We start from the raw sequence: 25,892 nt of genomic DNA on the forward strand, positions 1-25,892 counted from the left end.
TCCCGGAGGAAACGATGACGGTGAACGAGGCCGAGCGCACCACCGCCCCCGCCGCATGGCAGGGTTTTCAGGACGGTGCCTGGCGCGAGGGCATTGACGTGCGCGACTTCATCCAGCGGAACTACCGCCCCTACGAGGGGGACGGCGCCTTCCTGACCGGACCGACCGAGCGCACCGCCGCGGTCTGGGCGAAGGTCAGCGGGATGTTCGCCGAGGAGCGCCGCCGCGGGATCCACGACGTGGACGTGTCGACCCCCTCCTCGATCACCTCGCACGCCCCCGGGTACATCGACCACGACCGCGAACTGGTCGTGGGCCTGCAGACCGACGCGCCGCTCAAGCGGGCGATCATGCCCGCCGGGGGGCTGCGGATGGTGGAGAGCGGGCTCGCCGCCTACGGGTACGAGATCGACCCCGTGGTCCGGAAGATCTTCACCGAGTACCGCAAGAGCCACAACACCGGCGTCTTCGACGCCTACACGCCCGAGATCCTGCGGGCGCGCAAGGCGGGGATCATCACGGGGCTCCCGGACGCCTACGGGCGCGGGCGCATCATCGGCGACTACCGCCGGGTGGCGCTGTACGGCGTCGACCGGCTCATCGAGGGCAAGCGCGCCGAGCGGGCCCGGCTCGACTCCCGGCCGTCGACCGAGGACGTCGTCCGCGACCGCGAGGAGCTGGCCGAGCAGCTCCGGGCGCTCGCCGAGCTGAAGCGGATGGCCGCCTCCTACGGCTTCGACATCTCCGGGCCGGCGGCCACCGCGCAGGAGGCCTTCCAGTGGCTGTACTTCGGCTACCTCGCCGCGGTGAAGGAGCAGAACGGCGCCGCCATGTCCTTCGGGCGCACGTCCACGTTCCTCGACATCTACCTGAGCCGCGACCTGGCCGAGGGGCGCATCGACGAGGACCGCGCGCAGGAGCTCGTCGACGACATGGTCATCAAGCTCCGGATCATCCGGTTCCTGCGCACCCCCGAGTACGACGAGCTGTTCTCGGGCGACCCGACATGGGTGACCGAGTCGATCGGCGGCATGGGCGAGGACGGCCGGACGCTGGTGACCCGGACCTCGTACCGTTACCTGCAGACCCTCTACAACCTCGGCCCCGCCCCCGAGCCGAACCTGACGGTCCTGTGGTCGCCGCGTCTGCCGGAGCCGTTCAAGCGGTTCTGCGCCGAGGTGTCGATCGCCACGAGCTCGCTGCAGTACGAGAACGACGACCTGATCCGTCCGCGCTTCGGCGACGACACCTCCATCGCCTGCTGCGTGTCGGCCATGGAGACCGGCAAGCGGATGCAGTTCTTCGGTGCCCGCGTCAACCTCGCCAAGGCGCTGCTGTACGCGATCAACGGGGGCCGGGACGAGATCACCGGCGTCCAGGTGGCGCCCGCCCGCCCGCCCGTCACCGCCGAGCGCCTCGACTACGACGAGGTCCGCGCCGCCTACGACGTCATGCTCGACTGGCTGGCCGCCACCTATGTGGACGCGCTCAACATCATCCACTACATGCACGACAAGTACGCTTACGAGCGCATCGAGATGGCCCTGCACGACCACCCGGTCATGCGGTCGCTGGCCTGCGGCATCGCCGGCCTCTCGGTCGCGGCCGACAGCCTGTCCGCGATCAGGCACGCGAACGTCACGGCGATCCGCGACGCGACGGGCCTCGCCGTCGACTACCGGATCGAGGGCGACTACCCCGCCTACGGCAACAACGACGACAGCGCCGACCGGATCGCCGTCGAACTGGTCGAGTCGTTCATGGAGAAGATCCGCCGGCACCCCTCCTACCGGGGCGCCGAGCACACCCTGTCGGTGCTGACCATCACCTCCAACGTGGTGTACGGCCGCCACACCGGGAACACGCCCGACGGGCGCCGCGCGGGCGAGCCGTTCGCGCCGGGGGCGAACCCGATGAACGGCCGCGACCGGCACGGCATGGTCGCCGCCGCCCTGTCGATCGCCAAGCTGCCCTACGACCGGGCCCGGGACGGGATCTCGCTGACCGAGACGGTGACCCCGGCCGGCCTCGGCCGCACGCCGGAGGAGCGGGCGGTCAACCTCGCCGGGATCCTCGACGGCTACACCGACGCCGGAGGCTTCCACATGAACGTCAACGTGCTGGACCGCGAGACGCTCCTGGACGCGATGGAGAACCCGGAGAAGTACCCGCAGCTGACGATCCGCGTGTCCGGGTACGCCGTGAACTTCGTGCGGCTCACCCGGGAGCAGCAGCAGGACGTCGTCCACCGCACCTTCCACGGTTCGCTGTGAGCGCCCGCGAGCGCGTCCTGCGCGAGGCCGACGAGGAGCTGCTCCTCCGGGCGGACCCCGGCGGCCTCACGGGAGCGGTGAACTCCTGGGACCTGTCGACCGGCGTCGACGGCCCCGGGACCCGGTTCGTGGTCTTCACCGGCGGCTGCCCGCTCCGCTGCCTGTACTGCGAGAACCCGGAGACGTGGCGGATGCGGGACGCCACCCGCACGACCGTCGACGCGCTCATGGCGGAGATCGTCAAGTACCGGCGGTTCATCTCGGTGGCCGGCGGCGGCGTGACGATCAGCGGCGGGGAGCCGCTCCTGCAGCCCGCCTTCACCGGCGAGCTGCTGCACCGCTGCCGCGCCCTCGGCCTGCACACCGCCCTGGACACCTCCGGCTTCCTCGGCGGCCGGGCCGACGACCGCCTGCTGTCCGACACCGACCTCGTCCTGCTCGACATCAAGGCGGGGACCCCGGACGTCTACCGCCGGCTCACCGGCCGCGAACTCGCGCCGACCCTGCGGTTCGCCGAGCGGCTGGCCGAGCTCGGCAAGCCGGTCTGGGTCCGGTACGTCCTGGTCCCCGGCCACACCGACGCGCCCGAGGAGGTGGAGGGCGTCGCGTCGTTCGTCGCCGCGATGCCGAACGTGGAGCATGTGGACATCCTGCCGTTCCACCGCCTGGGCACCGCCAAGTACGATCGCCTCGGTCTGCCGTTCCCGCTCGCGGACGTGGAGCCGCCCTCCGCCGACATCGTGGCGCGGACCCGGGAGATGTTCCAGGCTCACGGCGTCGACGCGCGATAGGGGCTGCGCGGTCCCGGGAGGAACCGAACATGGGTGAACAGAGCCGACGAGGATCCGGCGCTGCACCCGCGGGCACCGGCTCCGCCGCTCCGCCCGCCCGCACCGGGCGGTCACCCCGCCGGGTCTGGTTCGGCCGCGTCCTCGGCCTGCTCATCGTCGCCGCGATCTTCGGCAAGGCGCTGCCCGAGCTGGTCGACCTCGAGCGCGTGGCGCACATCCTGCGGACGCGGGTGCAGGCGCCCGAGCTCGCCCTGCTCATGGCGTTCACGGTGCTGTCGGTGCTGCTGTCGGCGGTCGGGCTGAGCGCGGCGCTCCCCGGGCTGAGGATCCTGCCCGCCTCCGTCATCAACGTCGTGACCACGGCGCTGTCCTATGCCGTGCCGGGCGGTGGCGCGGCGGGCGCGGCCCTGAACGTCACGATGTCCCGGGAGCTCGGGTTCCGTCCCGCCCCGATCGCGCTGCAGATGCTGGTGACCGGTGTCTGGAACCTCCTCGCCCGCCTGGTGCTGCCGCTCCTCGCCCTGGGGCTGCTCGCCGTGGCCTCGGACGTGTCCGAGGAGGTGCGGGCGGCCGGGGTCGTGGGCCTGGCCGCCGCGCTCCTGCTCGTGGTGCTCGCGGGCCTGATGCTCTGGCACGACCGGGCCGCCGCCGCGATCGTCTCCGGCGCGTCCCGGGCCGCCCGCCCCGTCGCCCGGCTGCTGCACCGCGACATCCGCGACCACGGCGGCGACGTGGCGGGGTTCCAGGCCGGGGCCCGCACACTGATCCGCTCGCGCTGGCCCGCGCTGACCCTGTCCGCCTTCGGATACCACCTCTGCCTCTTCGCCGTGCTGTACGTGTCGCTCCAGGCGGCGGGCGCGACCCGGGTGGGCGTCCTGGAGGCCTTCGCCGTCTACACGATCGCCCGGCAGGTCACGGCCATCCCGCTCACCCCCGGCGGCGCCGGGGTGATCGAACTGGCGCTGATCGGCGGGCTCGACCTCACGGGCGCGGACCTGCCCGCCGTCACGGCGGGGGTCCTGCTGTTCCGCTTCTTCACCTACCTGCTCTACCTCCCCGCGGGCGGGGTCCTGTGGGCGTGGTGGCGGTGGGTCCGCCCGGCGTCCACGGGAGGGGGGAACGCCGAACGGACCCACCGCCCGGCGTTCCGCCACCCCATGGACGCCGTCCGGCTCGCGGCGGGCCTGGCGGCGCTGGCGCTGCTCGCGCTGCCGAGCCGGGGCCTGCCCGGCTGGGACGCCGACCTGTTCCGGCTGGTCAACAACCTCACGGACGCGATCGAGGCGCCGATGTGGCTGGTCACGCAGGCCGGCTGGCTCGGCGCCGCCGGCCTGGCCGCCCTCGCCGCCGCGGCTCTGCGCCGGTTCCGGGCCGCCGCCGCGCTGGGCACGGCGGGCGCTCTGGCCTGGCTGCTCGCCAAGGTCGTCGAGGAGGTGGCGGACCGCCCCCGCCCCGCCGCGCTGCTGGACGGCGTGGTCCTGCGCGCCGACGCCGCGGCGTGGGGCACGGGCTTCGCCGCCGGGCACACCGCCGTCGCCGCCGCCCTCGCCACGGTGGCCTCCGCCCATGTGCCCCGGCCGTACCGGCGGCTGCTGTGGCTCGCCGTCGCGGCCGTCGGCACGGCGCGGGTGTACGCGGGCGCGCACTTCCCCCTGGACGTGCTCGGCGGGGCGGCGCTCGGCTGGGCCGCCGGCGCCGCGGTCCTCCTCCTTCTGGGCACTCCCGGGCACCGGCCTCATCTCGCCGCCGTCCGGGACGCCCTCGGCCGGCACGGCATCGCCGTGACCGGCATGCGCCCCGTTCCCGGCGACATGCGGCACGCGGTCCCCCTTATCGTCACCACGCCGGACGGGCCGCTCTTCGTCAAGGTGATCGGCCGCGACCAGCGCGACGCGGACGCGCTGCACCGGCTGGGCCGGCTGTGGCGGCGCAGGCCGGGCGAGCCGCCGTTCGCCACGGCGAAGCACCTGGCCGAGCACGAGGGATATCTGCTGATGCGCGCCCGCGGCGCGGGCGCGCGGGTCCCGGACGTCCGGTTCGTCACCGAGACGACACCGGGGACCTGGGCGCTGGTGATGGAGCACGTCGACGGGGTCCCGGCCCCGGAGGCCGGGGAGTCCGGCCCGGAGACGCTCGACGACCTGTGGGGGCAGCTCACGGCGCTGCGGCGCGACCGGATCGCCCACCGCGCCCTGCTGCCGGAGAACATCCTGATCGATCCGCGCGGACGCGCGTGGATCGTCGGCTGGAGCCGCGCGGAGACCGACACCGTCCAGGCGCTCCTCGACGAGGACGCCGCGCGGCTCGAGGAGACGACCGGCACGGCCCCGGCACGCGAGCCCGCGATGGCCGCGGCGGCCGCGGCGCCCCGCACGGGGGAAGCCGCCGCGGCCGCCCGCCCCGCCTCTCCGGCCCCCGGGCGCACCGCCCGCCCCGCCCGCCGCCGACGGCCCGCGATCCGCGGGCTCCGCCCGTTCCCGCCGAAGTCGCCCGCGACCGCCCGCCATCCGGCGGACGTGCTGCGCGTCCTCGCCGGTCTCGGGGCGGGCATCGCCCTGGCCGTCTTCGCCGCGGACGGCTACCTGCTCCGCGTCGAGGCCGATGTCTTCCGCCTGGTCAACGGCCTGCCGGACCGGCTGTTCGGCCCGGTCAACGTCGTGATGCAGGCGGGGGCGCTCGGCGCCGTCGCGGTGACCGCGGCCGCCGCGCTCGCCGTCCGCCGGGTGCGGCTGGCGGTCGATCTCGCTCTGGGCGGCACCCTCGCCTGGTTGCTGGCGAAGCTGGTCAAGGAGCTGGCCGACCGCGGCCGGCCCGGCGCGCTGCTGCCCGAGGCCGTCCTGCGCGGCGCGCACGAGAGCGGGCTCGGATTCGTCTCCGGGCACGCCGCCGTCGCCGCCGCGCTCGCCACGGTCGCCTCCGCGCATGTCGCGCGCCCGGTCCGCTGGGCGCTCTGGACGGCCGCCGCCGCCGTCGCGCTGGGCCGCGTCTACGTCGGGGCGCACCTCCCGCTCGACGTCGTCGCCGGCGCCGCGCTCGGCTGGGCGATCGGCGGCGCGGTCCACCTGCTGCGCGGCACCCCCAACCACGTCCCGTCGCCCGAGCAGGTCGCGGCGGGTCTCGCCCGGTGCGGCCTGCCGGACGCCCGGGTCAGGCCCTTCACGTCCGACGCCCGCGGCTCGGTGCCGTTCACCGCCGCCGCCGACGGCCGGACCGTGTTCGTCAAGGCCCTCGGCCGCGACCAGCGCGACGCGGACCTGCTGTTCAAGACCGCCCGGTTCCTGCTGTACCGGGAGGTGGAGGACGAGACGCCGATGGCCGGGCCCAAACGCCAGGTCGAGCACGAGGCGTACATGCTGATGCGCGCGGCGGCGGCGGGCGCGCGGGTCCCCGCGGTCATCGGGGTGGCCCCCGCCGGGTCCGGCACCTGGATCCTGGCCGAGGAGTCGATGGACGCCACCGGCCTCGACGGCTCCGCGGGGCGGGAGGTCGACGGCGCCCGCCTCCGCGCGCTCTGGACCGAGGTCGCGGCGCTGCGCGGCGCCCGGATCGCGCACCGCGACCTGCGCCTGTCAAACGTCCTCATCGACGGGCGGGGCCGTCCGGTACTGGTCGACTTCGGGTTCGCCGAGGACGCCGCGAGCGACGCCCGGCTGGCCCAGGACGTGGCCGAGCTGCTGGTCTCCACGGCCCTCGTCGCGGGAACGGGCCCCGCCGTCGAGGCGGCCGTGGACGTCCTCGGGCTCCCGGCGGTGGACGAGGCCGTCCCCTACCTGCAGCCGCTGGCGCTGGCCCGCTCCACCCGCAACGGGCTGCGGGAGCGGCCGCACCTGCTCGACGAGCTCCGCTCCGTCATCGCCGCGACCGGCGGGACCCGCGCCGGCCTCCGGCCGCTGTCGCGGCTGCCGTCCCGGCCCTGGATGCTCCTGCTGCTCCTCGCGGGCGGCTACGCCACCGCCCATCTGCTCATCGGCATCACGGGTCCGAGCTCCCCGGCGGCCGTCCTCGGGGACGTCCACGCGCGCTGGCTCGCGGTCGCGGCGCTGCTCGTGACCGCCTCCTACGCCGGGGGCGCGCTGGCCCTGATGGGCGCCTCCCTGCGCGACCTCGCGCTGGGGCGCACCTACCTGCGCCAGGTGGCCGCGTCCTACGCCTCCCGGCAGCGGCAGGCGGGGCAGGGCGGCGGCGCCGTGCTCGGCTCCTACCTCCACGGCCACGGGGCGGGCCCGGACGAGGCCGCCGAGACCGTCGCGCTGACCCGCCTGACCGGGGCGCTGGTCCACCTGGCCGCCCTCGCGCTCGCCATCGCGTCGGTCCTCGCCCGGGGGCCGGGGCCGCTCCGCATGCCGTCGTGGTCGCAGCCCCTCATCCTGACCGTGACGGCCCTGGCCGCCTTCGGAGCGGTCCTGGCCTGGCGGCGCCGCGGCGAGATCGTCGTGCCGCTGAGGGGGGCTCCGGCCGCCCTGCGCCGCCGTCGGCACCGCCCACGCCGCCTCATCGCGCTCATCGCGGGGAGCTCCCTGGTGACGAGCTGCTCGGTGCTGGCGTTCCTCAGCGTCGCCGCCGCCCTGAGCGTGCCGCTGCCGCCCGTCACCCTGGCCGCCCTCTACCTCCTGCTGATCCCGACGCGCCTGCTCGGCCCGCTGCCCGGCGGTGTGGGCGTGGTCGAACCGCTGCTCGTCCTGGCGCTGGTCTCCCTGGGGACGGGGCCCACCGAAGCGGTCCTGACCGTCCTGATCTACCGGGTCGCGAGCTTCTGGCTCCCCATCGTGCCCGGCGCCCTCAGCTTCCACCTGGGGCACCGGACGGACACCGGTGGAATCTCGTCGGTCCCGCCGTCCTCGCCGTAGGCTGAAGGCCATGTCGGACGGCCGCCCCCCATGCGCCTGCGTGCTCTGCCACGACTACGGCGACCGCGACCGGCTGGACACCTTCCAGCTCCGCACGATCGTGCACATCGCCCAGTACGGGTGGAGCATCGTGCTGCGGCCCGCCGACATCACGGGGCCCGGCTGGGCGTACACGATCGGCCTGTGGCACAGCCACCGCTCCCCCGAGCTCTCGATGTTCGGCGGCGACGTCTACGAGATGGAGGAGTCGCTGAACCGGCTCGGGCGGCAGGCCGCCGAGGGCCGCGTCCCCGCCGACGGCGAGCGACGCGACGACATCGTCCGGGGGCAGGCCGCCGCGTTCCGCGTCCCGGACCGGCGCTGGTCCGCGGTCTTCTTCGGCGGCGCCCTGGCCTTCTACCGGACGTCCGCACCGCCGTTCCTGCAGGCCGTGCGGCCCGATCCGACGGGGCTCTTCCCCTGGCAGCCCGGCACCGACCTGCCGTTCCGGCACTCCCAGCCGTGGCTGTGGCTCGCGCCGTCGCAGCACCCGGCCGGTGCCTGGACAGGGCGGATCGGGCGCCCGAAGGCGTAGGATCGCCGGGTGTACGGGCCGATCGCCGAGACCCTCCGGACCCAGCGCCTCGTGCTGGAGCCCCTCGCCGTCCACCACGCGGACGAGATGGCGCCCGTCCTCGACGACGACCGCCTGCACCGGTACATCGGCGGCGAGCCCCTCACCCCGCTCGAGCTGCGGGAGCGCTACGAGCGGCTGGTCGCGGGGCCGGCGCCGTTCCACCAGGAGTCGTGGCTGAACTGGATCGTCCGCCGGACCCGGGACGGGCAGGCCGTCGGCTACGTGCAGGCGACGGTGCGTCCGGAGTCCGCCGGCCCGGTCGCCTCGGTCGCCTGGGTGATAGCGATGCCGTACCAGGGGTTCGGGTTCGCGACGGAGGCGGCCCGCGCGCTGGTGTCGTGGCTGACGGCGAACGGCGTCGCCGGAGTCACGGCGTCCGTGCATCCGGCCAACCGCGCGTCGGTGGCCGTGGCCCGCAAACTCGGCCTGCGGCCGACCGCGGAGACCTCCGGCGACGAGACGGTCTGGCGCCTCCCCCGCGCGGACTGACCGATGCCGCTCGGTACCGCCGTTCCTCCCACCGCGGCGGTTTCCGGGTGACCTCGGCGGGAAGCGTTGTGACACTCTGATATCGGTCCGTGCCGGGAGGATGGGGAGCGGGTACGCATGGAGGGCGGGGGTTTGCGCTGAGTGTGGAGCGACTCGGGCGAGGAGTGGAGAGCATGCCGGAGGTGTGGCCCGGGGATCCTTATCCGCTGGGCGCCACGTGGAACGGAACGGGAACCAACTTCGCACTGTTCTCCGAGGTGGCGGACCGCGTCGAGCTGTGCCTGTTCGACGAGGACGGGACGGAGGTCCGGCACGACCTGCCCGAGGTGGACGGGTTCGTGTGGCACGGGTACCTGCCCGGTATCGGTCCCGGGCAGCGGTACGGGTACCGGGTGCACGGGCCGTTCCGGCCGCGGGAGGGCCACCGCTGCAACCCGGCGAAGCTGCTCCTGGACCCGTACGGGAAGGCCGTCGGAGGCGACATCCGGTGGCACGAGTCCCTGTTCTCGTACCGGTTCACCGACCCGGACGCCCTGAACGAGGACGACAGCGCCCCCTACATGCCGAAGAGCATCGTCATCAACCCGTTCTTCGACTGGGGCGACGACCGGGCGCCGCGCGTCCCGTACCACGAGAGCGTCATCTACGAGGCGCACGTGAAGGGGCTGACGCGGCTGCACCCCGGCATCCCGGAGGAGCAGCGGGGGACGTACGCCGGGATCGCGCATCCGGCGATGATCGACCACCTGCTCGACCTGGGCGTCACCGCCGTCGAGCTGATGCCGGTGCACCAGTCCGTGCCGGAGCACGCGCTGGTGGCCCGGGGCCTCGACAACTACTGGGGCTACAACACGATCGGGTTCTTCGCGCCGCACAACGCGTACGCGTCGTCGGCGGAGAGCGGCGAGCAGGTGCTCGAGTTCAAGGCGATGGTGCGGACGCTCCACGAGGCGGGCATCGAGGTCATCCTGGACGTCGTCTACAACCACACGGCGGAGGGCGACCACCTGGGGCCGACGCTGTCGTTCCGGGGCATCGACAACGCGTCCTACTACCGCCTGCGCGACGACGACAGGCGCTACCACCTCGACTACACCGGCTGCGGGAACTCGCTGAACGTCCGGAACCCGCACGCGCTGCAGCTCATCATGGACTCGCTCCGGTACTGGATCCTGGAGATGCACGTCGACGGGTTCCGTTTCGACCTGGCGTCCGCGCTGGCGCGCGAGCTGCACGACGTCGACCGCCTCGCGGCGTTCTTCGACCTCGTCCAGCAGGATCCCGTCGTCTCCCAGGTGAAGCTGATCGCCGAGCCGTGGGACGTCGGCGAGGGCGGCTACCAGGTCGGCAACTTCCCGCCCCTGTGGACGGAGTGGAACGGCAAGTACCGCGACACCGTCCGCGACTTCTGGCGCGGGTCCTACGCCACGATGCCGGAGTTCGCGTCCCGGCTGACCGGCTCGTCGGACCTGTACGAGCACAGCGCGCGCCGGCCGTTCGCGTCCATCAACTTCGTCACCTGCCACGACGGCTTCACGCTGAACGACCTCGTCTCGTACGGCCACAAGCACAACGACGCCAACGGCGAGGCCAACCGGGACGGGACGGACGACAACCGCTCCTGGAACTGCGGCTACGAGGGCCCGACGCGCGACCCGGCGATCCTGGAACTGCGGGCGCGCCAGCGGCGCAACTTCCTCGCGACGCTGTTCCTGTCGCAAGGCGTCCCGATGCTGTCCCACGGGGACGAGATGGGCCGCACCCAGCACGGCAACAACAACGCCTACTGCCAGGACAACGAGCTCGCCTGGGTGCACTGGGGGGACCGGGGCGACATCTCCTTCGTCCGGTCTCTGTCGCGGCTCCGGCACGACCACCCGGTGTTCCGCCGCCGCCGATTCTTCACCGGGAGGGGCGCGGGCGCGGCCGCCGACATCGCCTGGCTCACCCCGGCGGGCGAGAGCATGACCGACCACGACTGGAACGTCGGGTTCGCGAAGTCGCTCGGGGTGTTCCTCAACGGCGACGCCATCACCGAGCCCGACCCGCGCGGACGCCGGGTCGAGGACGACTCGTTCCTCCTGCTCATCAACGCGGGCGCCGAGCCGGTCGTGTTCACCCTGCCGGCGGCCGAGTACGGCGAGCGCTGGGAGTACACGCTCGACACCGCCGAACCGGACGGCCTCGGGGACCGGGCGCGGCTGAAGGCGCGCGACGACGTCCGCGTCCCGGACCGCTCCCTGCTCGTCCTGCGGCGGCTCCCGTGACGGTCAGGCGACGGCGCGCATCGCGGTGAGGAAGACCAGGACGACCGTGGTGACGGCGATGCCGCCGTGCAGGGCGACGGCGGTCGCGGGGAACGCGTGCTCGGCGCCGCGGGCGTGCCGTCCGCCGCGGCCGACGAGCCAGCGGGTGAACAGCATGAAGCCCTGGAGGACGACGACGAGCAGCGCGTAGAACGCCGCCCACGCGTACGCCGAACGCGCGGTGGCCAGGTAGGCGACCCACATGGCGAGCCCGAGGACGGCGGCGAGCGGGTGGCCGGCCACGAGCAGCACCGGGAACCGCGTCACCTTCGTCGACAGTCCCCCGTTCGTCACCCAGATGAGCAGCAGATAGGCGCCGGCGCCGGCCGCCAGGATCCACGCGGCGAGTGCGGCGAACTCCACTCAGTGCCCCCTTCGGTCTGTTCGTGGTCCAGTGTCGCCCGTTCGATGCCCCGGCATGACGGATTCGCTGGGATTCACATATCTGTCACCGTTTCGGTGTCGACTACGTTGGGTGTCCTATGCGCAACCTCTCACCGGCGTCCGGGCCGGTCGACCTCGTCGCCGCGTACGCCTACCCGCGCACCGGGCCGTGGTTGCGCGCCAACATGGTCGCGAGCCTGGACGGCGCGGCGCAGCGCGACGAGCGCAGCGCCGGCCTCGGCGGCGCCGCCGACCGGTCGCTGTTCCTGCTGCTGCGCGGCCTCGCCGACGCGGTCGTCGTCGGCGCCGGCACGGTGCGCGCGGAGGGCTACGGCCCGGTGCGGCCGCAGGACACCTGGCGCGACGTCCGGGAGGGGCGGCCGCCCGTCCCGCCGCTCGCCGTCGTGTCCCGCTCCCTCGACCTCGACTTCGACGCCCCCATCTTCACCGAGGCGGCCGTCCCGACGATCGTGCTGGCGACGGCGTCCGCCGCCCCGGACCGGCTGCGAGCCGCCCGCGAGCACGCCGACGTCGTCATCGCGGGCGAGGACGCGCTCGACTGGGCCGCCGCCGTCCGGGCACTGCGCGAACGCGGTTTCCAGCGGCTGCTGTGCGAGGGCGGACCCGCCGTCCTGGCCCAGGTGGTGGCGGCCGGCCTGCTGGACGAGCTGTGCCTGACGCTGAGTCCGCTGCTATTGGCCGGGCATCCGGCGCGCATCCTGAACGGACCGCCCATTCCCATCCCGCCCCATCTGCGGCTGGGGCACGTCCTGGAGGAGGACGACTTCCTGTTCCTGCGCTACACGCGGTAACGCAGGAACAGGACGCCTTCATCGAGGTAGACGGCCGCGGGCTCGACCTCGGCCGGGGTGTCGAGGGCACCGAGCAGGCGCGTGTGCCGGGGGCTGCCCAGCAGGGTCGGGGCGATGTTGAGGCAGAGCTCGTCCACCAGTCCCGCCCGCAGGAGCGACGTCGTGAGCGCGGGCCCGCCCTCGCACAGCAGATGCTCATGACCGAGGTCGCGCAATTGCCGCACGGCGGCGTGGAGGTCGATGTCGTCCTCCCCCGCGGTCACGGCGCGGACGGTGGGCGGGACCGATCCGCGCGCCTTCTCGGACGTCACCACGATCGTCGGCGTCTCGGCCGCCGTGAACAGCGGAAGCGTCCAGTCCAGCTCGAGGGACCGGCTGACCACCACGATCGGCGCGGGCGGCCCTCCCCGGCGCTCCCGCAGATCGGGACGCAGCCGCGCCGGGCCCAGCCGCCCCGTCCGGACGGTGCCGGCGCCGACGAGGACGGCGTCGGCGAGCGCGCGGAGCGTCCGGAACACGCGGAAATCGGCGTCGCCGCCGAGCCCGTCCGTCCAGCCCTCGGCGTCGGTGACGGCGCCGTCGACGCTCATCACCATCCCGACGCGCAGGCCGGGCCGGTCACCGTAGAGCTCGTACGGGTCGAGGCCGTCCGCGGCGGGCTCGGGCAGCAGACGGCGCATGACCTGCAGGTTATCGGACGCGCCGGGGCGGGCTTTTGTCGGTGCGGGAGAGCAGGATGGGGGCATGGACCTGCCGATCACGCCGCCGCTGCCTCCGATGCTGGCCAAGGCGGTCAAGACCATGCCGAAGGGCGACGTCCTGTACGAGCCCAAATGGGACGGCTTCCGCTGCATCGTGTTCCGCGACGGCGACGAGGTGGAGCTGTCGAGCCGCGGCGAGAAGCCGCTCACCCGCTACTTCCCCGAGCTGGTCGAGGCGGTGAAGCGCGAACTCCCCGAACGCTGCGTCGTGGACGGCGAGATCGTGCTGCGGAAGGGCACCCGCCTCGACTTCGACGGCCTGCAGCAGCGCATCCACCCCGCCGCGTCCCGTATCAAGCTCCTTTCGGAGCAGACGCCCGCCTCCTTCATCGCCTTCGACCTCCTCGCGCTGGGCGAGGAGTCCCTCATGGAGGTCCCGCTCGGCGAACGCCGCCGCCGCCTGGTCGAGACCCTCGGGGGCGTGGGGGCACCCGTCCATGTGACGCCCGCGTCCGACTCCCACGAGCTCGCCCTCCGCTGGTTCGACGAGTTCGAGGGGGCCGGCCTCGACGGCGTCATCGCCAAGCCCCTCGACATCCCCTACCAGCCGGACAAGCGCGCCCTGTGGAAGGTCAAGCACGAGCGGACGGCCGACTGCGTGGTGGCGGGCTTCCGCTGGCACAAGTCGGGCCCGATCGTCGGCTCCCTCCTCCTCGGCCTCCACAACTCCGAGGGCAGGCTCCAGCACGTCGGCGTCGCGGCGTCCTTCAGCATGAAGCGCCGCGCCGAACTGGTGGACGAGCTCCAGCCCTACCGCCTGGAAGACCTCTCGCAGCACCCCTGGGCGGAGTGGGCGAAGCAGACCGAGGCGACCGTCGACCGCATGCCCGGCGCCATCTCCCGCTGGACGGGCAAGAAGGATCTGAGCTGGGTGCCGCTGCGCCCAGAACTCGTCGTGGAGGTCGCGTACGAGGCGATGGAGGGCGACCGCTTCCGCCACACGGCCCGCTTCCGCAACTGGCGCCCCGACCGGACCCCCGGGTCCTGCACCTACGAGCAGCTGGAGGTCCCGGCGGCCTACGACCTGGACGAGATCCTGAGTGGCCGCGCCGCACCGAACACCCGAACCGACCGCTGACCCGCCACCCCTGGGAGACGTGAGGCTCAGCCACGGCCCGCCGGGTCAGGGCACCCCACCGCGGCGAGCGAAGAGGATGCCCCGACCCGGGACGGGGGCCCTGAGCGTCAGGGCTGGGTCTCGTTGCGGACGGTCTCGTCGATGAGCTGCTGGTCCGTGCGCGGGGCCGACTTGGCGGACATGAGCGGGCGCAGGTAGGTCTGGTTGACGCCGGGAACGCCGTCCTCGATGACGAAGGTCGCCTTGGTGGAGATCTCGGCGCCGGGCGTCCGGACGTAGGGGAGGGTCTTGAAGTCGACCTTCATCTCGTCCTTGCCGATGGTCGTCATCACGTAGCCGCGCTGGTTGTTGTAGAACTTCAGATGCGGGTTGATCTTGAGATACGGGTGGTCGGCGGGGTTGGAGTCCTTCCCGTCGCCGGTGCTGGTGACGGACGTGCAGACGAGTTCGGAGCCGACCGTCCTCGATTCGGGGTCGTCGTAGTTCGCCTTCAGGTCGCCGGCCCAGTGGGCGTGCACGTCGCCGGTGAGCACGACGGGGTTGCGGACCTTGGCGGACTGCCAGCCCTTCTGGATGCGGTCGCGGGAGGCGACGTAGCCGTCCCAGGCGTCCATGGACGTCTTCTTGACGGGGCCGGCGGTGTTGTCGCGCTGCGCGAAGAAGACCTGCTGGCCGAGGATGTCCCAGCGGGCGCGGTGCCGGCGGAAACCGTCCAGGAGCCACTTCTCCTGGCGGGCTCCGGTGATGGAGCGCTTGGGGTCGGACGCGTCGGCGCAGTCCTTGTAGCCGTCGCCGCAGGCCTGGTCGTCGCGGAACTGGCGGGTGTCGAGCATGTGGAGGTTGGCCAGGCGGCCCCACTGGACGCGGCGGTAGACCTGCATGTCGGGGCCGTTCGGGAGGGAGCGGCGGCGCAGCGGCATGTTCTCGTAGTAGGCCCGGAACGCGGCGGCGCGGCGGGCGCGGAAGGCCGCCGGGTCGGGGGTGTCGGAGTTCGCCTCGGGAACGTCGTCGGCCCAGTTGTTCTCGATCTCGTGGTCGTCGAAGACGACGAGCCAGGGCGCGGCCCGGTGAGCGGCCTGCAGGTCGGTGTCGGACTTGTACTGGGCGTGGCGGAGCCGGTAGTTCGCGAGGGTGACGGTCTCGGGGCCGTCGTGGTCGCGGACGTTCCCGCCCGCGATGACGTAGACGCCCTTCTTGTACTCGTACTGGTAGTCGCCGAGGTGGAGGACGAGGTCGGGGTTCTCCTCCGCGAGCCGCCGGTACGCGGTGAAGTAGCCGTGCTCGAACTGGCTGCATGAGACGAAGCCCATGGTGAGGGCGGGACCGTAGGTGGCGGGGTGCGGGGTGGTGCGCGTCCGGCCGACCGGGGAGATGTGCCTGCCGGTGCGGAACCGGTACCAGTACTCGCGGCCGGGCCGCAGGCCGCCCAGTTCGACGTGGACGGCGTGCGCGGAGGCGGGTCGGGCGGCGGCGGTGCCGCGCCGCTCGATGCGGCGGAACCGCTCGTCGGTGGAGATCTCCCACTGGACGGGGAGGGTGCGCGCGGGCATGCCGCCGAACCCGTCCTCGGCGAGGGGGTTCACGGCGAGGCGCGTCCAGAGGACGAAGCCGTCGTGGTCGGGGTCGCCGGACGCGACGCCGAGGGTGAAGGGGTCGCCGGCCGGGACGGGGGCGCGGCCGGGCGCGGCCTGGGCGAGCGCGGGGGTGGCGAGGGTGGCGGCGCCGACGGTGAGGCCGGTGGCGGCGAGGAAGGAGCGGCGGTCGAGCGGACGGACGAAGTCGGCCATCTGTGACCTTTCGGAGGTATCCGGCTTGATCGCCGGAAAGCCTCACAAGGGCCGATGGCCGAAGGGCGCCGCGCAGATGACGTCCGCGACAACGAGAGTGAACGATCCCTTGGGGAGTGCCGGGAGCGCATGAGGGATGCTAGAGTGGCAACTTACGAGTTGCATACAGATGCCCGCATCCTATGAATAGGAGAATACCGAACGCATGGGAATCCGTCAAGCGCCTCCTGTCAACCCTGATCCGGCCGGCGGCCGGGAGGCGGCCCTGCGCACCGAGCAGGAGTACGTCTCCCACCTGTACGCACGTCTCGACGAGGAGCGCGCCGCCGCCGAGGAGTCCCTGCGCGCCGCCCCCGTCGCGGGTGGCGGCAGCGTGATCCAGGCCAGGGTCGAAAGCACCGTCGCCACCGAGGAGGCGGCCCGCCGCCTCGCCCGGCTCGGCGGCGTCGAGCCGGGCCTGTGCTTCGGCCGCATCGACCACCGCCCCGCGGACGGCGAACCCGGCGACACCTTCTACATCGGCCGGATCGGGCTGCGCGACGCCGACCACGAGCCCATCCTGATCGACTGGCGGGCGGCCGCGGCGCGTCCGTTCTACACCGCGACGACCGTCGCGCCAGGGACCCTCGCGCGCCGCCGGCACCTGCACCTGCGCGGCCGCCGGGTCGTCCGGCTCGACGACGAGGTCTTCGATCTGGACGCCCTGGACGAGGAGCAGCGGCGCGAGATCACCGGTGAGGCCGCCCTGCTCGCCGCCCTCCGCCGGGGCCGGACGGGCCGGATGAGCGACGTCGTCGCCACCATCCAGCGGGAGCAGGACCAGGTCATCCGGTCGGACCTGCACGGCGTGCTCGTCGTCCAGGGCGGTCCCGGCACCGGCAAGACCGTCGCCGCCCTGCACCGCGCCGCCTACCTGCTCTACACGCACCGGGACGTGCTGGAGCGGCGCGGGGTCCTGATCGTCGGCCCGAACGCGACGTTCCTGCGCTACATCGAGCAGGTGCTCCCCGGCCTCGGCGAGACCGACGTCGTCCTCGCCACGGTCGGCGAGCTGTACCCGGGCGTGCGGGCGAGCGCGTCCGACGAGCCCGCCGTCGCCGTGGTGAAGGGCGATCCGCGCATGGCGGACGCCGTCGAGGAGGCCGTCCGCGCCCGCCAGCGGATCCCCGAGGGCGGCCTGAAAGTGGACGTCGAGGGCATGACGCTGCATGTCGACGAGGAGACCTGCACCCTGATCCGGGACACCGCCCGGGGGCTGCGCCTGCCCCACAACGTGCAGCGGCGCCGGTTCGTCCACGACATGCTGGAGGCCCTCGCGATCGACCGCGCCGAGCAGTACGAGCGCCTCATGGACGAGCCCCTCGAGCAGATCATCGCGGAGGGCGGCACGCCGCCCTGGCTGCGGGAACTGCTCGACGAGGCGGAGGACGCCCCGCTCCTCGACGAGACCGACCTGCGCCTCGCGAAGGAGGCGCTGTGGCACGATCCGTCCGTCCGCCGGGCACTGGACGGCCTGTGGCCGGAGACGACCCCGCAGCAGCTCCTCGCCGGCCTCTACGCCGACCCGGACGTCGCGACCGTCCTGACCCCCGGGGAGCGCGCGCTCCTGCGCCGTCCCGCCGGGGCCCCCTGGACGACGTCCGACGTGCCCCTGCTCGACGAGGCCGCGGAGCTGCTCGGCGTCGACGACGCCGCCGAGCGCGCCCGCGCCCGCGCCGCCGAACTGGCGCGGCGGGCGGACGACGAGCTGTACGCGCGGGAGGTCCTCGCGAACAGCGGCGTGGCCGAGATGCTGGAGGCGGGCGGGTTCGGGGCCGCCCATCTGGCCTACCGGCACGAGGACCACGGCCCGCGGCTCACCACCGCGCAGCGCGCCGCCGCCGACCGCACCTGGGCGTACGGCCACGTCATCGTGGACGAGGCGCAGGAGCTGTCCGCGATGGCGTGGCGCACGCTGATGCGGCGCGTCCCGACCCGGTCCATGACCGTCGTCGGCGACATCGCGCAGACGGGCAGCGCGGCGGGCGCCGCGTCCTGGGGCGACATGCTGGACCCCTACGTCCCCGGACGCTGGCGAGAGCAGCGCCTCCTGGTCAACTACCGCACCCCCGCCGCGATCATGAAGGTGGCCGAGGAGGTCCTCGCCGCCGTCGCCCCCGACCAGACGCCCCCCGTCCCCGTCCGCGACGACGCCCCGCCGCCCCGCGCCCTGGCGCTGCCGGTGGACGCGCTCGCCGAGCTGGTGCGGACCGAGCTGAACGACGTCGCCCCCGACGACATGGGCGAGGGCCGGCTCGCGGTCATCACGTCCCACGCGCGGCGCCCGGCCGTCCTCGCCGCGCTCCCGGACGCGGCCGTCGGCGCGACGCCCGAGGCCCTCGACTCCCCCACCGTCGTGCTCACCTGCACCGAGGCGAAGGGCCTGGAGTTCGACTCGGTGATCGTGGTCGACCCCGCGGGCATGCTGGCCGAGTCACCGAAGGGCGGCCAGGACCTCTATGTCGCCCTCACCCGGGCGACCCGTCACCTGACGATCGTCCACAACGGCGACCTCCCGCCCCTGCTGGCGGGCGTGGAGGGCTGATCAGCGGCTCTTGAGGGACCGGCGCCAGGTCAGGCCGGTGCCGGGGATCCGCAGCGTGATGTAGCGGCGCCCGTCCGCACTCTGGGTGTAGCGGGCGCCGCCGCGGCCCACACTGTGCCCGACGCCCTTCTTGGAGAAGTTCAGCCGGAACGGCCCCTTACGCACGGACTTGCGATAGCTCCAACCCATGACGGCCTCCTAGATCGCTTCCCCCGGAAGGCTGCCCCACCCCACTCCCCCGGCACCGGAGACCCCAATACGGACATCCCAAATACACCCACACCACAACCCGGAACCACACACCCCCAGACCGCCTCCACCCCGCCCGCCGGACGGCCCCCGAGAAAATCACGCGGCGACCTTCTAAAAATCGAGTCACCACATGGTCACACTTTGTCAGTGAAACCCTCTCCACCGAACCCTGCTCTAGGCCACCATGAGGTATCACGCCTAGACTCGCGAACGGAGGCGGAATGTCCCCCAACCTCAGCAGGGAGCTGAGGGCGGTCCGCAAAGAGGCCGTGAGCCAAGGCTGGACGGTGCTCCGGGGCAAGAGGTACTGGAAGCTACGCTGCCCGTGTCCGATGAAGCACAAGAAGTCGATGAGCCTCACGCCGTCGAATCCGAACTACGTCAAGAACCTGCTCGGTGAACTGCGCCGGGCCACGTGCTGGAAGGGGTGAGCCAGATGACCTTCTACCTCCGGGCCGACCTCACCTTCGTCTGCGTAGATACGGCACGCGATACCGACGAGGAGTTCGACGCCTTCACGGACGCCGTCACCGACGCTCTCTACGACCTGGCCGAGGTCGACGAGGGGATCATCGACCCGGACATCACCGCGAGCATCGCCGAGCGGCGAGCCGACATCTTCATGGGCATCACCGCGGACACGAGGGCGGACGCCTCCCGGCTCTTCCTCGCCAACGTCCGGGCGGCGCTGCATGCGGCCGGGTGCGGCACTCCGGGATGGCCCATCTACAAGCCGACCACCCAGGTTCCGCAGGTCCGGCAGGCCGACTTCGCGGGCGCCTGAACCTCACCGTTCGAGCATACGGGCGACTGTTCTCAGCAGCCTCCGGGGCGACACCGCGAGTCGCGTGGGCCGCACCGAGCGGCCCGCGCCGGTGCGGTGAACGGGGCGGGACGCGCGGCCAGGGGTCAGTGGGGGTTGTCGGTGTCCTTGCTGGGTTGGACGCGTTTCGGCTCGCCGGGCATCTTCGGGTAGTTCGGGGGGTACGGCATGTCGCCCAGGCCGTGGTCGCGCTCGTCCCGGTCGGCCAGGTCGAGGAGGCCGTCCAGGGAGAACGCCTCGTCGTCGATGGCGGCGTGGAGGTCGCCCAGTTTCGCGAAGCGGTCGGGCATCGTGGCGATGGTGAAGTCGTGCGGGTCGATGTCGGCCAGTTCGTCCCAGGTCACGGGGGCCGAGACGGGGGCGTGCGGCGCCGGGCGGACGCTGTAGGCCGACGCGATCGTCCGGTCTCTGGCGTTCTGGTTGAAGTCGATGAAGATCTGCTCGCCGCGCTCCTCCTTCCACCAGCGGGTCGTGACCTCGGACGGGGCGCGGCGCTCCACCTCGCGGCCGAAGGCCAGGGCGGCGCGGCGGACCTCGGTGAACGTCCAGCGCGGCTCGATGCGGACGTAGATGTGCACGCCGCCCTTGCCGGACGTCTTCACATAGCCCGTGAGGCCCATTTCGGAGAGCAGGTCGCGGGCCGGGCCGAGGGCGACGCGGACGGCGTCCGAGAAGTCCGTGCCGGGTTGCGGGTCGAGGTCGATGCGCAGCTCGTCGGGGTGGTCGACGTCGCCGTCGCGGACGGGCCAGGGGTGGAAGGTCAGGGTTCCGAGGTTCGCGGCCCAGGCGATCGTGGCGACCTCGGTGGGGCGGACCTCGTCGGCGGTGCGGCCGCTCGGGAACGCGATGCGGGTCGTCTCGACCCAGTCGGGGGCGCCCTTCGGGATGCGCTTCTGGTAGAACGCGTCGGACTTGCCGGCGCCCATGCCCTGCTGGCCGCGCGCGTAGTCCTCCCGGGTGGCGAGCCTGGCGCCCTCGAAGACACCGGCGGGCCAGCGCTCCAGGGTGGTCGGGCGGTCGCGGGTGGCGCGCAGGATGCCCTCGCCCACGGCGATGTAGTACTCCACCAGCTGCCGCTTGGTGTAGCCGTGCTCCGGAAAATAGATCTTGTCGGGGTTGGTCACCTTGACGAGCCGATCCCCGACCGGGATCTCGATGAAGGGCGAGGCCATGCCAGCACGCTAACCCAGAGGTCCGACAAGTAACGTCGACGGCATGGAGAAGATCCGTAAGAGCGAGGACGAGTGGCGCGCGCAGCTGTCGCCCGAGGAGTTCCACGTCCTGCGGGAGGCGGGGACGGAGCGTCCGTTCACCGGCGAGTACACCGACACGAAGACGGTCGGGGTGTACCGGTGCCGGGCCTGCGAGACGGAGCTGTTCCGGTCGGACACGAAGTTCGACAGCCACTGCGGGTGGCCGTCGTTCTACGCCCCCGCCGCCGCGGAGAACGTCGTGCTGATCGAGGACACGTCGCTCGGCATGGTCCGGACGGAGGTGCGGTGCGCGGTGTGCGACTCGCATCTCGGCCACGTGTTCCACGGCGAGGGGTACAAGACCCCGACGGACGACCGGTACTGCATCAACAGCATCAGCCTCACCCTCGAACCGGCCGAGTGAACCCGGTGCCCCCGTCCGGCGTCCCACAGACGACCGGATGGGGGTCTCATGAGCGATTTCAACCCTTATCAGATCGCGTACCTGTGCGGCGGGCCGGAGCGGGTGGCGCAGACCGCGCTGTACGGCCTCCATGAGCGGCGGCGCGTGCGGATCATGCGGGCGCTGCACCGGGTCGAGGTCGTCCGGCGGGAGGCCGATGACCCCGTGCAGGCCGCCGTCCTCGACGCGGTGCCGAGCACGGGGCGCGTGCTCGGGCGGGTCGTCGCGGACGCCGGTGCCTCACCCGAGGTGACCTCGGTCGGGGACGCGCTGAAGGCCGACGGGCTGCTGCGGCGCGGCCTGGCCGGCGGGCTCCGGCCGACCCGTGCGGGCCGCGCCCTCCGGAAGAGGTTCGCCGCGGACGCGGCGCCCCGCGGGCCGGCCCGGGTCGCGGCGCTCGGACCGGCCGGGATGGCGGAGGCCCGGCTGCGGGAGGTCTTCGAGACGCCCGATCCGAAGCCGGTGAGGGTTCCGCCCCCGTACGGCGCGGGCAGCGGCCGCTCCGCCGCCGTCATGGACGACGGCGGCGCAGCCTCCCTCTACCACGAGGGAGGCGACACCTGGGGCGGCGGCGGCGGAGGGGGTGGCGGGGACTAGCGGGTCTCGCCGACCTCGCAGTCGTCCTCGTCGCTCTGCTTGTTCGCCAGGACGACGCTGCCGTTGTCGTTGCTCTTGCCGTGGACGAAGACGCGGGGTTCCTCGTCGCCGCCGTCGCGCAGGTACTGGGTCGACCACTCGCAGAGGGAGACGGCGGGTTTCGAGTTCTCGTCGCTCTCGCCCAGATCGGTGTAGACGCGCAGGAAGAGGCCGCTGCGCCTGATCTCGGTGACGTGCTTGACGATCGTCCCCTCCGGGTCCTTCGTCTTGAGGTAGGGAAGGGCGTCGGGGACCTCGTCCGGGTCCGTGACGGGTTCCGGGGCGGCGGACGCGTCGGTGTGCGCGGCGACCGTGGCGCGGGGGGCGGGGGCGCCGGAGCCGCCGCCGGGCAGGAGCACGGCGGCGGCGAGCACGGCCGCGGACGCGGTTCCGGCGCCGGCGAGGACGAGGCGCCGCCGTCTCGGGTCCCCCACCAGGCGGGCGAGGTGGACCGAGACGGCGGACGGCGGCCTGGCGTGCCGGCCGCGGGGGGCGGGAGTTCTGGTCACGGGCCGCACTTTACTGCGCCGTGACCCGCCGCTCAGGGAAGGTCGGCGATGAGCTCCGCGACGGCCTTGCGGCGGCCTGTGTAGAAGGGGATCTCCTCGCGCGTGTGGACGCGGGCGCGGGCGCCGCGCAGGTGGCGCATGAGGTCGACGATGCGGTGCAGCTCGTCGGCCTCGAAGGCCAGCATCCACTCGTAGTCGCCGAGCGCGAACGACGCGACGGTGTTGGCGCGGACGTCGGGGTAGTCGCGCGCCATCTTGCCGTGCTCGGCGAGCATGGCGCGACGCTCCTCGTCCGGGAGCAGGTACCACTCGTAGGACCGGACGAACGGGTACACGCACGCGAACTGGCGGGGCTCCTCGTCGGCGAGGAACGCGGGGATGTGGCTCTTGTTGAACTCGGCCGGGCGGTGCAGGGCCATCTGCGACCAGACGGGCTCGCTGGCGCGGCCGACGGCCGTCCGGCGGAAGCGGGTGTAGACCTCCTGGAGGTCCTCCGCGGCGGGGGCGTGCCACCAGAACATGAAATCGGCGTCGGCGCGCAGGCCCGCGACGTCGTAGGCGCCGCGGGTGGTGACGTCCTTCTGCGCGGCCTGGTCGAGCAGGTCCTGGACCTCGGCGGCGTGCTCCTCGCCGAGCGTGCCGGTGTCGCGCACCTTGAACACCGACCACATGGTGTAGCGGATGACGCTATTGAGCTCGCGTGCCTTCGGCCTGGCCTGCTCCGTCGCCATGGTCGAACCCTCCTCGACTGCGTAGATGATCGATGATCCGGTCGGCCGCCGCGGTCGCCGAGGCGATGCAGGCGGGGATGCCGAGGCCGTCGTAGGCCGCGCCCGCGACGGCGAGCCCCGGCTCGCCGGCGACGGCGGCGCGGACCCGGGCCACGCGGTCGGCGTGGCCGACGTTGTACTGCGGCAGACCGCCGCCCCAGCGGGTCACCCGCGTCTCGGCGGGCAGTTCGGTGAGGCCGCAGGTCGCGGCGAGCTCCGCGATGGCGCCGGCGGCGAGCTCGGCGTCGGGCCGCTGGAGGACGGCCTCGTCCCGGAAGCGGCCGATGCTGCACCGGACGATGATCAGCCCGTTGTCGCGGCGGCGCAGGTGCGGCCACTTCACCGAGCCGAACGTGACGGCCTTCACGCCGCCCGGCCCGACCTCGACGGACGGGACGAGGTAGCCGCTGGCCTTCGGGAGCCTCGGGAACGCGGACACGGGGTAGGCGAGCGTGACGATGGCCATGCTCGCGTACTCGATGCGGGCGAGCTCGCGGGCGGCGGCGGGCACGTCGTGCTCCAGCAGCCGGGCCGCCGGCGGCGCCGGGACCGCGAGGATCACGGCGTCGGCGTCCAGGTGCTCGGGGTCGCGGGCGGAGCCGACGGTGAGCCGCCAGCCGTGCTCGGTGCGGCGCAGCTCGCGGACGGTCGCGCCGGTGCGGACGTCGCCGCCGGCGGCGGTGATCGCGTCGGCGACGAGGTGCGGGAGCGTGCCGAGGCCGTCCGGCAGCGTCGCGAAGACGGGGCCGGCGCCGTGCGGGGCGGCGTCCCGGACGCCCCGCACGGCGGCGAGGAGCGAGCGGTGGGTGCGGGCGGCGGCGGCGACGGCGGGCAGCGTCGCGTCGAACGACAGCTCTTCGGCGCGCCCGGCGTAGACGCCGCCGAGCAGCGGCTCGACGAGCCGGTCGACGACCTCGCGGCCCATCCGGGCGCCGATGTAGTCGGCGACGGACACGTCGTCGCCACGCCGCGTCTCGGGCAGGATCCGGTCGAGCGGGACGCGGGCCAGCCCGGCGGGCGACAGGATCTGCGAGCCCGCGAGCGCCCGCAGGTCGGACGGGACGCCCATCACCTGGCCGGACGGGATGCGGCGCAGCTCGCCGCGGCTGAGGATGGCGGACGCGGTCGTGCCGGGGTGGACGAGCGTCTCGGCGCGGCCGAGCGCGGCGACGAGGCCGATGCCCTCGGGGCGGCGCGCCAGCATGGACTCGGCGCCCTCGTCGACGGGCAGCCCGGCGATGTCACCGACCCGGAGTTTGCCGCCGACCTGCGGGGAGCCCTCCAGGAGGGTCACCCGGGCACCGGCGGCCGCGAGGACGCGGGCGGCGGCGAGACCCGCGATGCCGCCCCCGACGACGACGGCGTGGGACGTGGTCATGCCCCCAGCCTCGCAGATGCGGCGGGGTGCGGCGCACCGGGTGGCCGCTTCGCCGATGTGCGATTGGCGACAGCGGTCTCCGCCGCCACCTTGCCAGTGAACGCTGGTCACCAATACGCTCGGTGCGCAGGTGATCGCGGCCGGGGAGGGGTGCGGGGCCGTCCCCGGCCGTGACCCGCGCGTGCCCCATTCGTGCCCGCTTCGCGACGCCGCGCCCGGAACGGTGACACGGGACACATCGTCCGACCCTCATGCGGAATATCAGGCGTGTCCCAGGTGTCCTGTCCGTTCTCCTGCTGGCGGGGACGCTGGCCGCGTGCAGCGGCGGGGGCGGCGGCACCGCGAGCAGCGGGGAGATGCGGGACGAGAACGCCAAGGGCCCGGCGCGGGCCGTCGCCCCGTCCGCGGGCCCTGCGGGCGCGCGGCCCGTCACGGCGCCTCCGCCCGCCGCCCGCGCCGTCGTCTACACCGCGCATCTGAAGATCCGGAGCGAGGACGTCGAGAAGTCCGCCGAGACGGCGAAGCGGCTCGCCACGGACGCGGGCGGCTACGTCGAGGAGGAGCGGGGCGAGACCGATCCGCCGTCCGCCACCCTCGAGCTGAAGATCCCCGCGGAGAAGTACACCGGGCTGCTGCCCGGCTTCACGACGCGGCTCGGCACGAAGGTGTCGCTGCGGCAGGACGCGGAGGACGTGACGGCCGAGGTCGCCGACGTCGACAGCCGGGTCCGGTCGGCGGAGGCGTCGCTGGAGTCCTTCCGCAGGCTGCTGGCACGGGCGAAGACCGTCGGCGAGATCATGAGCATCGAGCAGGAGATCGCGAACCGCGAGGCCGATCTGGAGTCGCTGCAGGCGCGGCAGAAGTCGCTGCGGCAGCGCACCCGCTACGCGACGCTGAACATCACCATCGAGGAGCCCCCCGCGGCACCCGGCGGCGACGGCACGTTCGCCGACGGGCTGAGGGCCGGCTGGGACGCGTTCACCACGTCCCTGCGCATCGGCGGCGTCGCGCTCGGCTGGCTGCTGCCGTTCCTCGGCGCGCTCGCGCTGATCGGGATGCCCGCGCTGGTCGTCGCGCGGCGGGTGAACCGGCGCCGTCCGGGCGGGCCGGACCGGCCGGGGCCGCGCGACGGCGCGTGAC

General features: G+C 73.4%; 21 protein-coding genes and 1 pseudogene. 14 read left to right on the forward strand and 8 right to left on the reverse strand.

The features are described from left to right. The first annotated feature begins 14 nt into the window (after positions 1-14). The 6 genes from pflB to glgX all read left to right on the forward strand — a co-directional run bounded on the left by pflB (position 15) and on the right by glgX (position 11,283). A complete protein-coding gene (gene pflB, locus IE99_RS32615; protein WP_030166365.1) occupies positions 15-2,273 on the forward strand; it encodes a formate C-acetyltransferase in 2,259 nt (752 codons plus the stop codon). Further along, the gene (gene pflA, locus IE99_RS32620; RefSeq protein WP_245623118.1) at positions 2,270-3,064 is read left to right on the forward strand and encodes a pyruvate formate-lyase-activating protein; all 795 of its coding nucleotides are present in this window, start codon (positions 2,270-2,272) and stop codon (positions 3,062-3,064) included. The genes pflB and pflA overlap by 4 nt, the downstream gene beginning before the upstream one ends. Positions 3,065-3,093: 29 nt before the next feature. Next, positions 3,094-7,911 carry a phosphatase PAP2 family protein gene (locus IE99_RS30145; protein ID WP_051712291.1) on the forward strand — a complete coding sequence of 1,606 codons (4,818 nt, stop codon included), beginning with the start codon at positions 3,094-3,096 and terminating at the stop codon, positions 7,909-7,911. A gap of 10 nt (positions 7,912-7,921) precedes the next feature. After that, entirely contained in the window at positions 7,922-8,485 is a 564-nt protein-coding gene (locus tag IE99_RS0108660) for a DUF4262 domain-containing protein (protein WP_030166371.1), read from the forward strand. Between the two features lie 9 nt (positions 8,486-8,494). Further along, entirely contained in the window at positions 8,495-9,016 is a 522-nt protein-coding gene (locus tag IE99_RS0108665; protein ID WP_030166374.1) for a GNAT family N-acetyltransferase, read from the forward strand. A 173-nt stretch (positions 9,017-9,189) separates the two neighbouring features. Next, complete coding sequence (gene glgX, locus IE99_RS0108670; protein ID WP_030166377.1) at positions 9,190-11,283, forward strand: glycogen debranching protein GlgX; 2,094 nt, start codon at positions 9,190-9,192, stop codon at positions 11,281-11,283. A gap of 3 nt (positions 11,284-11,286) precedes the next feature. Here the strand turns inward: glgX and IE99_RS0108675 are convergent, their stop codons facing one another. Beyond that, positions 11,287-11,685, reverse strand: coding sequence for a hypothetical protein (locus tag IE99_RS0108675; RefSeq protein WP_030166380.1), 399 nt, complete (start codon positions 11,683-11,685; stop codon positions 11,287-11,289). 119 nt (positions 11,686-11,804) lie between these two features. Here IE99_RS0108675 and IE99_RS0108680 point away from each other — a divergent pair, with 119 nt between their 5' ends. After that, positions 11,805-12,518, forward strand: a complete 714-nt coding sequence (locus IE99_RS0108680; RefSeq protein WP_030166383.1) for a pyrimidine reductase family protein — start codon at positions 11,805-11,807, stop codon at positions 12,516-12,518. On the opposite strand, the gene IE99_RS0108685 is transcribed toward IE99_RS0108680, so the two are convergent. After that, positions 12,506-13,198, reverse strand: coding sequence for a dihydrofolate reductase family protein (locus IE99_RS0108685; RefSeq protein ID WP_030166386.1), 693 nt, complete (start codon positions 13,196-13,198; stop codon positions 12,506-12,508). The two genes, IE99_RS0108680 and IE99_RS0108685, sit on opposite strands and share 13 nt — an antisense overlap. Positions 13,199-13,262: 64 nt before the next feature. On the opposite strand from IE99_RS0108685, the gene IE99_RS0108690 reads away from it, so the two are divergent. Beyond that, a complete protein-coding gene (locus IE99_RS0108690; protein WP_030166389.1) occupies positions 13,263-14,357 on the forward strand; it encodes an ATP-dependent DNA ligase in 1,095 nt (364 codons plus the stop codon). A gap of 107 nt (positions 14,358-14,464) precedes the next feature. On the opposite strand, the gene IE99_RS0108695 is transcribed toward IE99_RS0108690, so the two are convergent. After that, entirely contained in the window at positions 14,465-16,144 is a 1,680-nt protein-coding gene (locus tag IE99_RS0108695) for an alkaline phosphatase D family protein (protein WP_030166392.1), read from the reverse strand. A 205-nt stretch (positions 16,145-16,349) separates the two neighbouring features. On the opposite strand from IE99_RS0108695, the gene IE99_RS0108700 reads away from it, so the two are divergent. Further along, positions 16,350-18,728 carry a HelD family protein gene (locus IE99_RS0108700; RefSeq protein ID WP_051712292.1) on the forward strand — a complete coding sequence of 793 codons (2,379 nt, stop codon included), beginning with the start codon at positions 16,350-16,352 and terminating at the stop codon, positions 18,726-18,728. Here the strand turns inward: IE99_RS0108700 and IE99_RS0108705 are convergent, their stop codons facing one another. Next, positions 18,729-18,917 carry a DUF4236 domain-containing protein gene (locus IE99_RS0108705; protein WP_030166398.1) on the reverse strand — a complete coding sequence of 63 codons (189 nt, stop codon included), beginning with the start codon at positions 18,915-18,917 and terminating at the stop codon, positions 18,729-18,731. Positions 18,918-19,201: 284 nt separating this feature from the next. Between IE99_RS0108705 and IE99_RS0108710 the strand changes: the two genes are divergently transcribed. Together IE99_RS0108710 and IE99_RS0108715 are read left to right on the forward strand one after the other, a co-directional pair. Beyond that, positions 19,202-19,411: a hypothetical protein gene (locus tag IE99_RS0108710; protein ID WP_030166404.1), complete on the forward strand. Its 210-nt coding sequence runs from the start codon at positions 19,202-19,204 to the stop codon at positions 19,409-19,411. A gap of 5 nt (positions 19,412-19,416) precedes the next feature. Continuing rightward, on the forward strand, positions 19,417-19,764 hold the full coding sequence (locus tag IE99_RS0108715; protein ID WP_030166407.1) for a hypothetical protein: 348 nt from the start codon (positions 19,417-19,419) through the stop codon (positions 19,762-19,764). A gap of 125 nt (positions 19,765-19,889) precedes the next feature. On the opposite strand, the gene IE99_RS0108720 is transcribed toward IE99_RS0108715, so the two are convergent. Beyond that, positions 19,890-20,975 (reverse strand): DNA polymerase domain-containing protein, encoded by a 1,086-nt coding sequence (locus tag IE99_RS0108720; RefSeq protein WP_030166410.1) that lies wholly within the window; start codon positions 20,973-20,975, stop codon positions 19,890-19,892. A 43-nt stretch (positions 20,976-21,018) separates the two neighbouring features. On the opposite strand from IE99_RS0108720, the gene msrB reads away from it, so the two are divergent. Next, complete coding sequence (gene msrB / locus IE99_RS0108725; protein ID WP_030166413.1) at positions 21,019-21,420, forward strand: peptide-methionine (R)-S-oxide reductase MsrB; 402 nt, start codon at positions 21,019-21,021, stop codon at positions 21,418-21,420. Positions 21,421-21,453: 33 nt separating this feature from the next. After that, positions 21,454-22,056 (forward strand): annotated as a pseudogene (locus IE99_RS0108730) (TIGR04222 domain-containing membrane protein); the annotation flags it as partial. Here the strand turns inward: IE99_RS0108730 and IE99_RS0108735 are convergent. The 3 genes from IE99_RS0108735 to hemG are packed head-to-tail and all read right to left on the reverse strand — an operon-like array spanning position 22,053 to position 24,752. Further along, positions 22,053-22,604 (reverse strand): hypothetical protein, encoded by a 552-nt coding sequence (locus IE99_RS0108735; protein WP_030166419.1) that lies wholly within the window; start codon positions 22,602-22,604, stop codon positions 22,053-22,055. The pseudogene IE99_RS0108730 and the gene IE99_RS0108735 sit on opposite strands and share 4 nt — an antisense overlap. Positions 22,605-22,636: 32 nt before the next feature. Beyond that, on the reverse strand, positions 22,637-23,335 hold the full coding sequence (gene hemQ, locus IE99_RS0108740; protein WP_030166427.1) for a hydrogen peroxide-dependent heme synthase: 699 nt from the start codon (positions 23,333-23,335) through the stop codon (positions 22,637-22,639). Further along, complete coding sequence (gene hemG / locus IE99_RS0108745; protein WP_051712293.1) at positions 23,292-24,752, reverse strand: protoporphyrinogen oxidase; 1,461 nt, start codon at positions 24,750-24,752, stop codon at positions 23,292-23,294. Before hemG ends, hemQ begins: the two co-directional genes overlap by 44 nt. 251 nt (positions 24,753-25,003) lie before the next feature. Here hemG and IE99_RS0108750 point away from each other — a divergent pair, with 251 nt between their 5' ends. Beyond that, on the forward strand, positions 25,004-25,891 hold the full coding sequence (locus IE99_RS0108750) for a DUF4349 domain-containing protein (protein WP_051712294.1): 888 nt from the start codon (positions 25,004-25,006) through the stop codon (positions 25,889-25,891). Position 25,892 lies beyond the last annotated feature (1 nt).

This window comes from Spirillospora albida, from assembly GCF_000718255.1.
GTDB classification, from domain to species: domain Bacteria; phylum Actinomycetota; class Actinomycetes; order Streptosporangiales; family Streptosporangiaceae; genus Spirillospora; species Spirillospora albida.

Coding starts and splice junctions, on each gene's coding strand:
- pflB (WP_030166365.1), top strand. CDS start 15: ATGACGGTGAACGAGGCCGAGCGCACCACCGCCCCCGCCGCATGGCAG.
- glgX (WP_030166377.1), top strand. CDS start 9,190: ATGCCGGAGGTGTGGCCCGGGGATCCTTATCCGCTGGGCGCCACGTGG.
- hemQ (WP_030166427.1), bottom strand. CDS start 23,335: ATGGCGACGGAGCAGGCCAGGCCGAAGGCACGCGAGCTCAATAGCGTC.
- IE99_RS0108685 (WP_030166386.1), bottom strand. CDS start 13,198: ATGCGCCGTCTGCTGCCCGAGCCCGCCGCGGACGGCCTCGACCCGTAC.
- IE99_RS0108750 (WP_051712294.1), top strand. CDS start 25,004: ATGCGGAATATCAGGCGTGTCCCAGGTGTCCTGTCCGTTCTCCTGCTG.
- IE99_RS30145 (WP_051712291.1), top strand. CDS start 3,094: ATGGGTGAACAGAGCCGACGAGGATCCGGCGCTGCACCCGCGGGCACC.
- IE99_RS0108700 (WP_051712292.1), top strand. CDS start 16,350: ATGGGAATCCGTCAAGCGCCTCCTGTCAACCCTGATCCGGCCGGCGGC.
- IE99_RS0108720 (WP_030166410.1), bottom strand. CDS start 20,975: ATGGCCTCGCCCTTCATCGAGATCCCGGTCGGGGATCGGCTCGTCAAG.
- IE99_RS0108705 (WP_030166398.1), bottom strand. CDS start 18,917: ATGGGTTGGAGCTATCGCAAGTCCGTGCGTAAGGGGCCGTTCCGGCTG.
- msrB (WP_030166413.1), top strand. CDS start 21,019: ATGGAGAAGATCCGTAAGAGCGAGGACGAGTGGCGCGCGCAGCTGTCG.
- IE99_RS0108680 (WP_030166383.1), top strand. CDS start 11,805: ATGCGCAACCTCTCACCGGCGTCCGGGCCGGTCGACCTCGTCGCCGCG.
- IE99_RS0108690 (WP_030166389.1), top strand. CDS start 13,263: ATGGACCTGCCGATCACGCCGCCGCTGCCTCCGATGCTGGCCAAGGCG.
- IE99_RS0108710 (WP_030166404.1), top strand. CDS start 19,202: ATGTCCCCCAACCTCAGCAGGGAGCTGAGGGCGGTCCGCAAAGAGGCC.
- IE99_RS0108660 (WP_030166371.1), top strand. CDS start 7,922: ATGTCGGACGGCCGCCCCCCATGCGCCTGCGTGCTCTGCCACGACTAC.
- hemG (WP_051712293.1), bottom strand. CDS start 24,752: ATGACCACGTCCCACGCCGTCGTCGTCGGGGGCGGCATCGCGGGTCTC.
- IE99_RS0108715 (WP_030166407.1), top strand. CDS start 19,417: ATGACCTTCTACCTCCGGGCCGACCTCACCTTCGTCTGCGTAGATACG.
- IE99_RS0108695 (WP_030166392.1), bottom strand. CDS start 16,144: ATGGCCGACTTCGTCCGTCCGCTCGACCGCCGCTCCTTCCTCGCCGCC.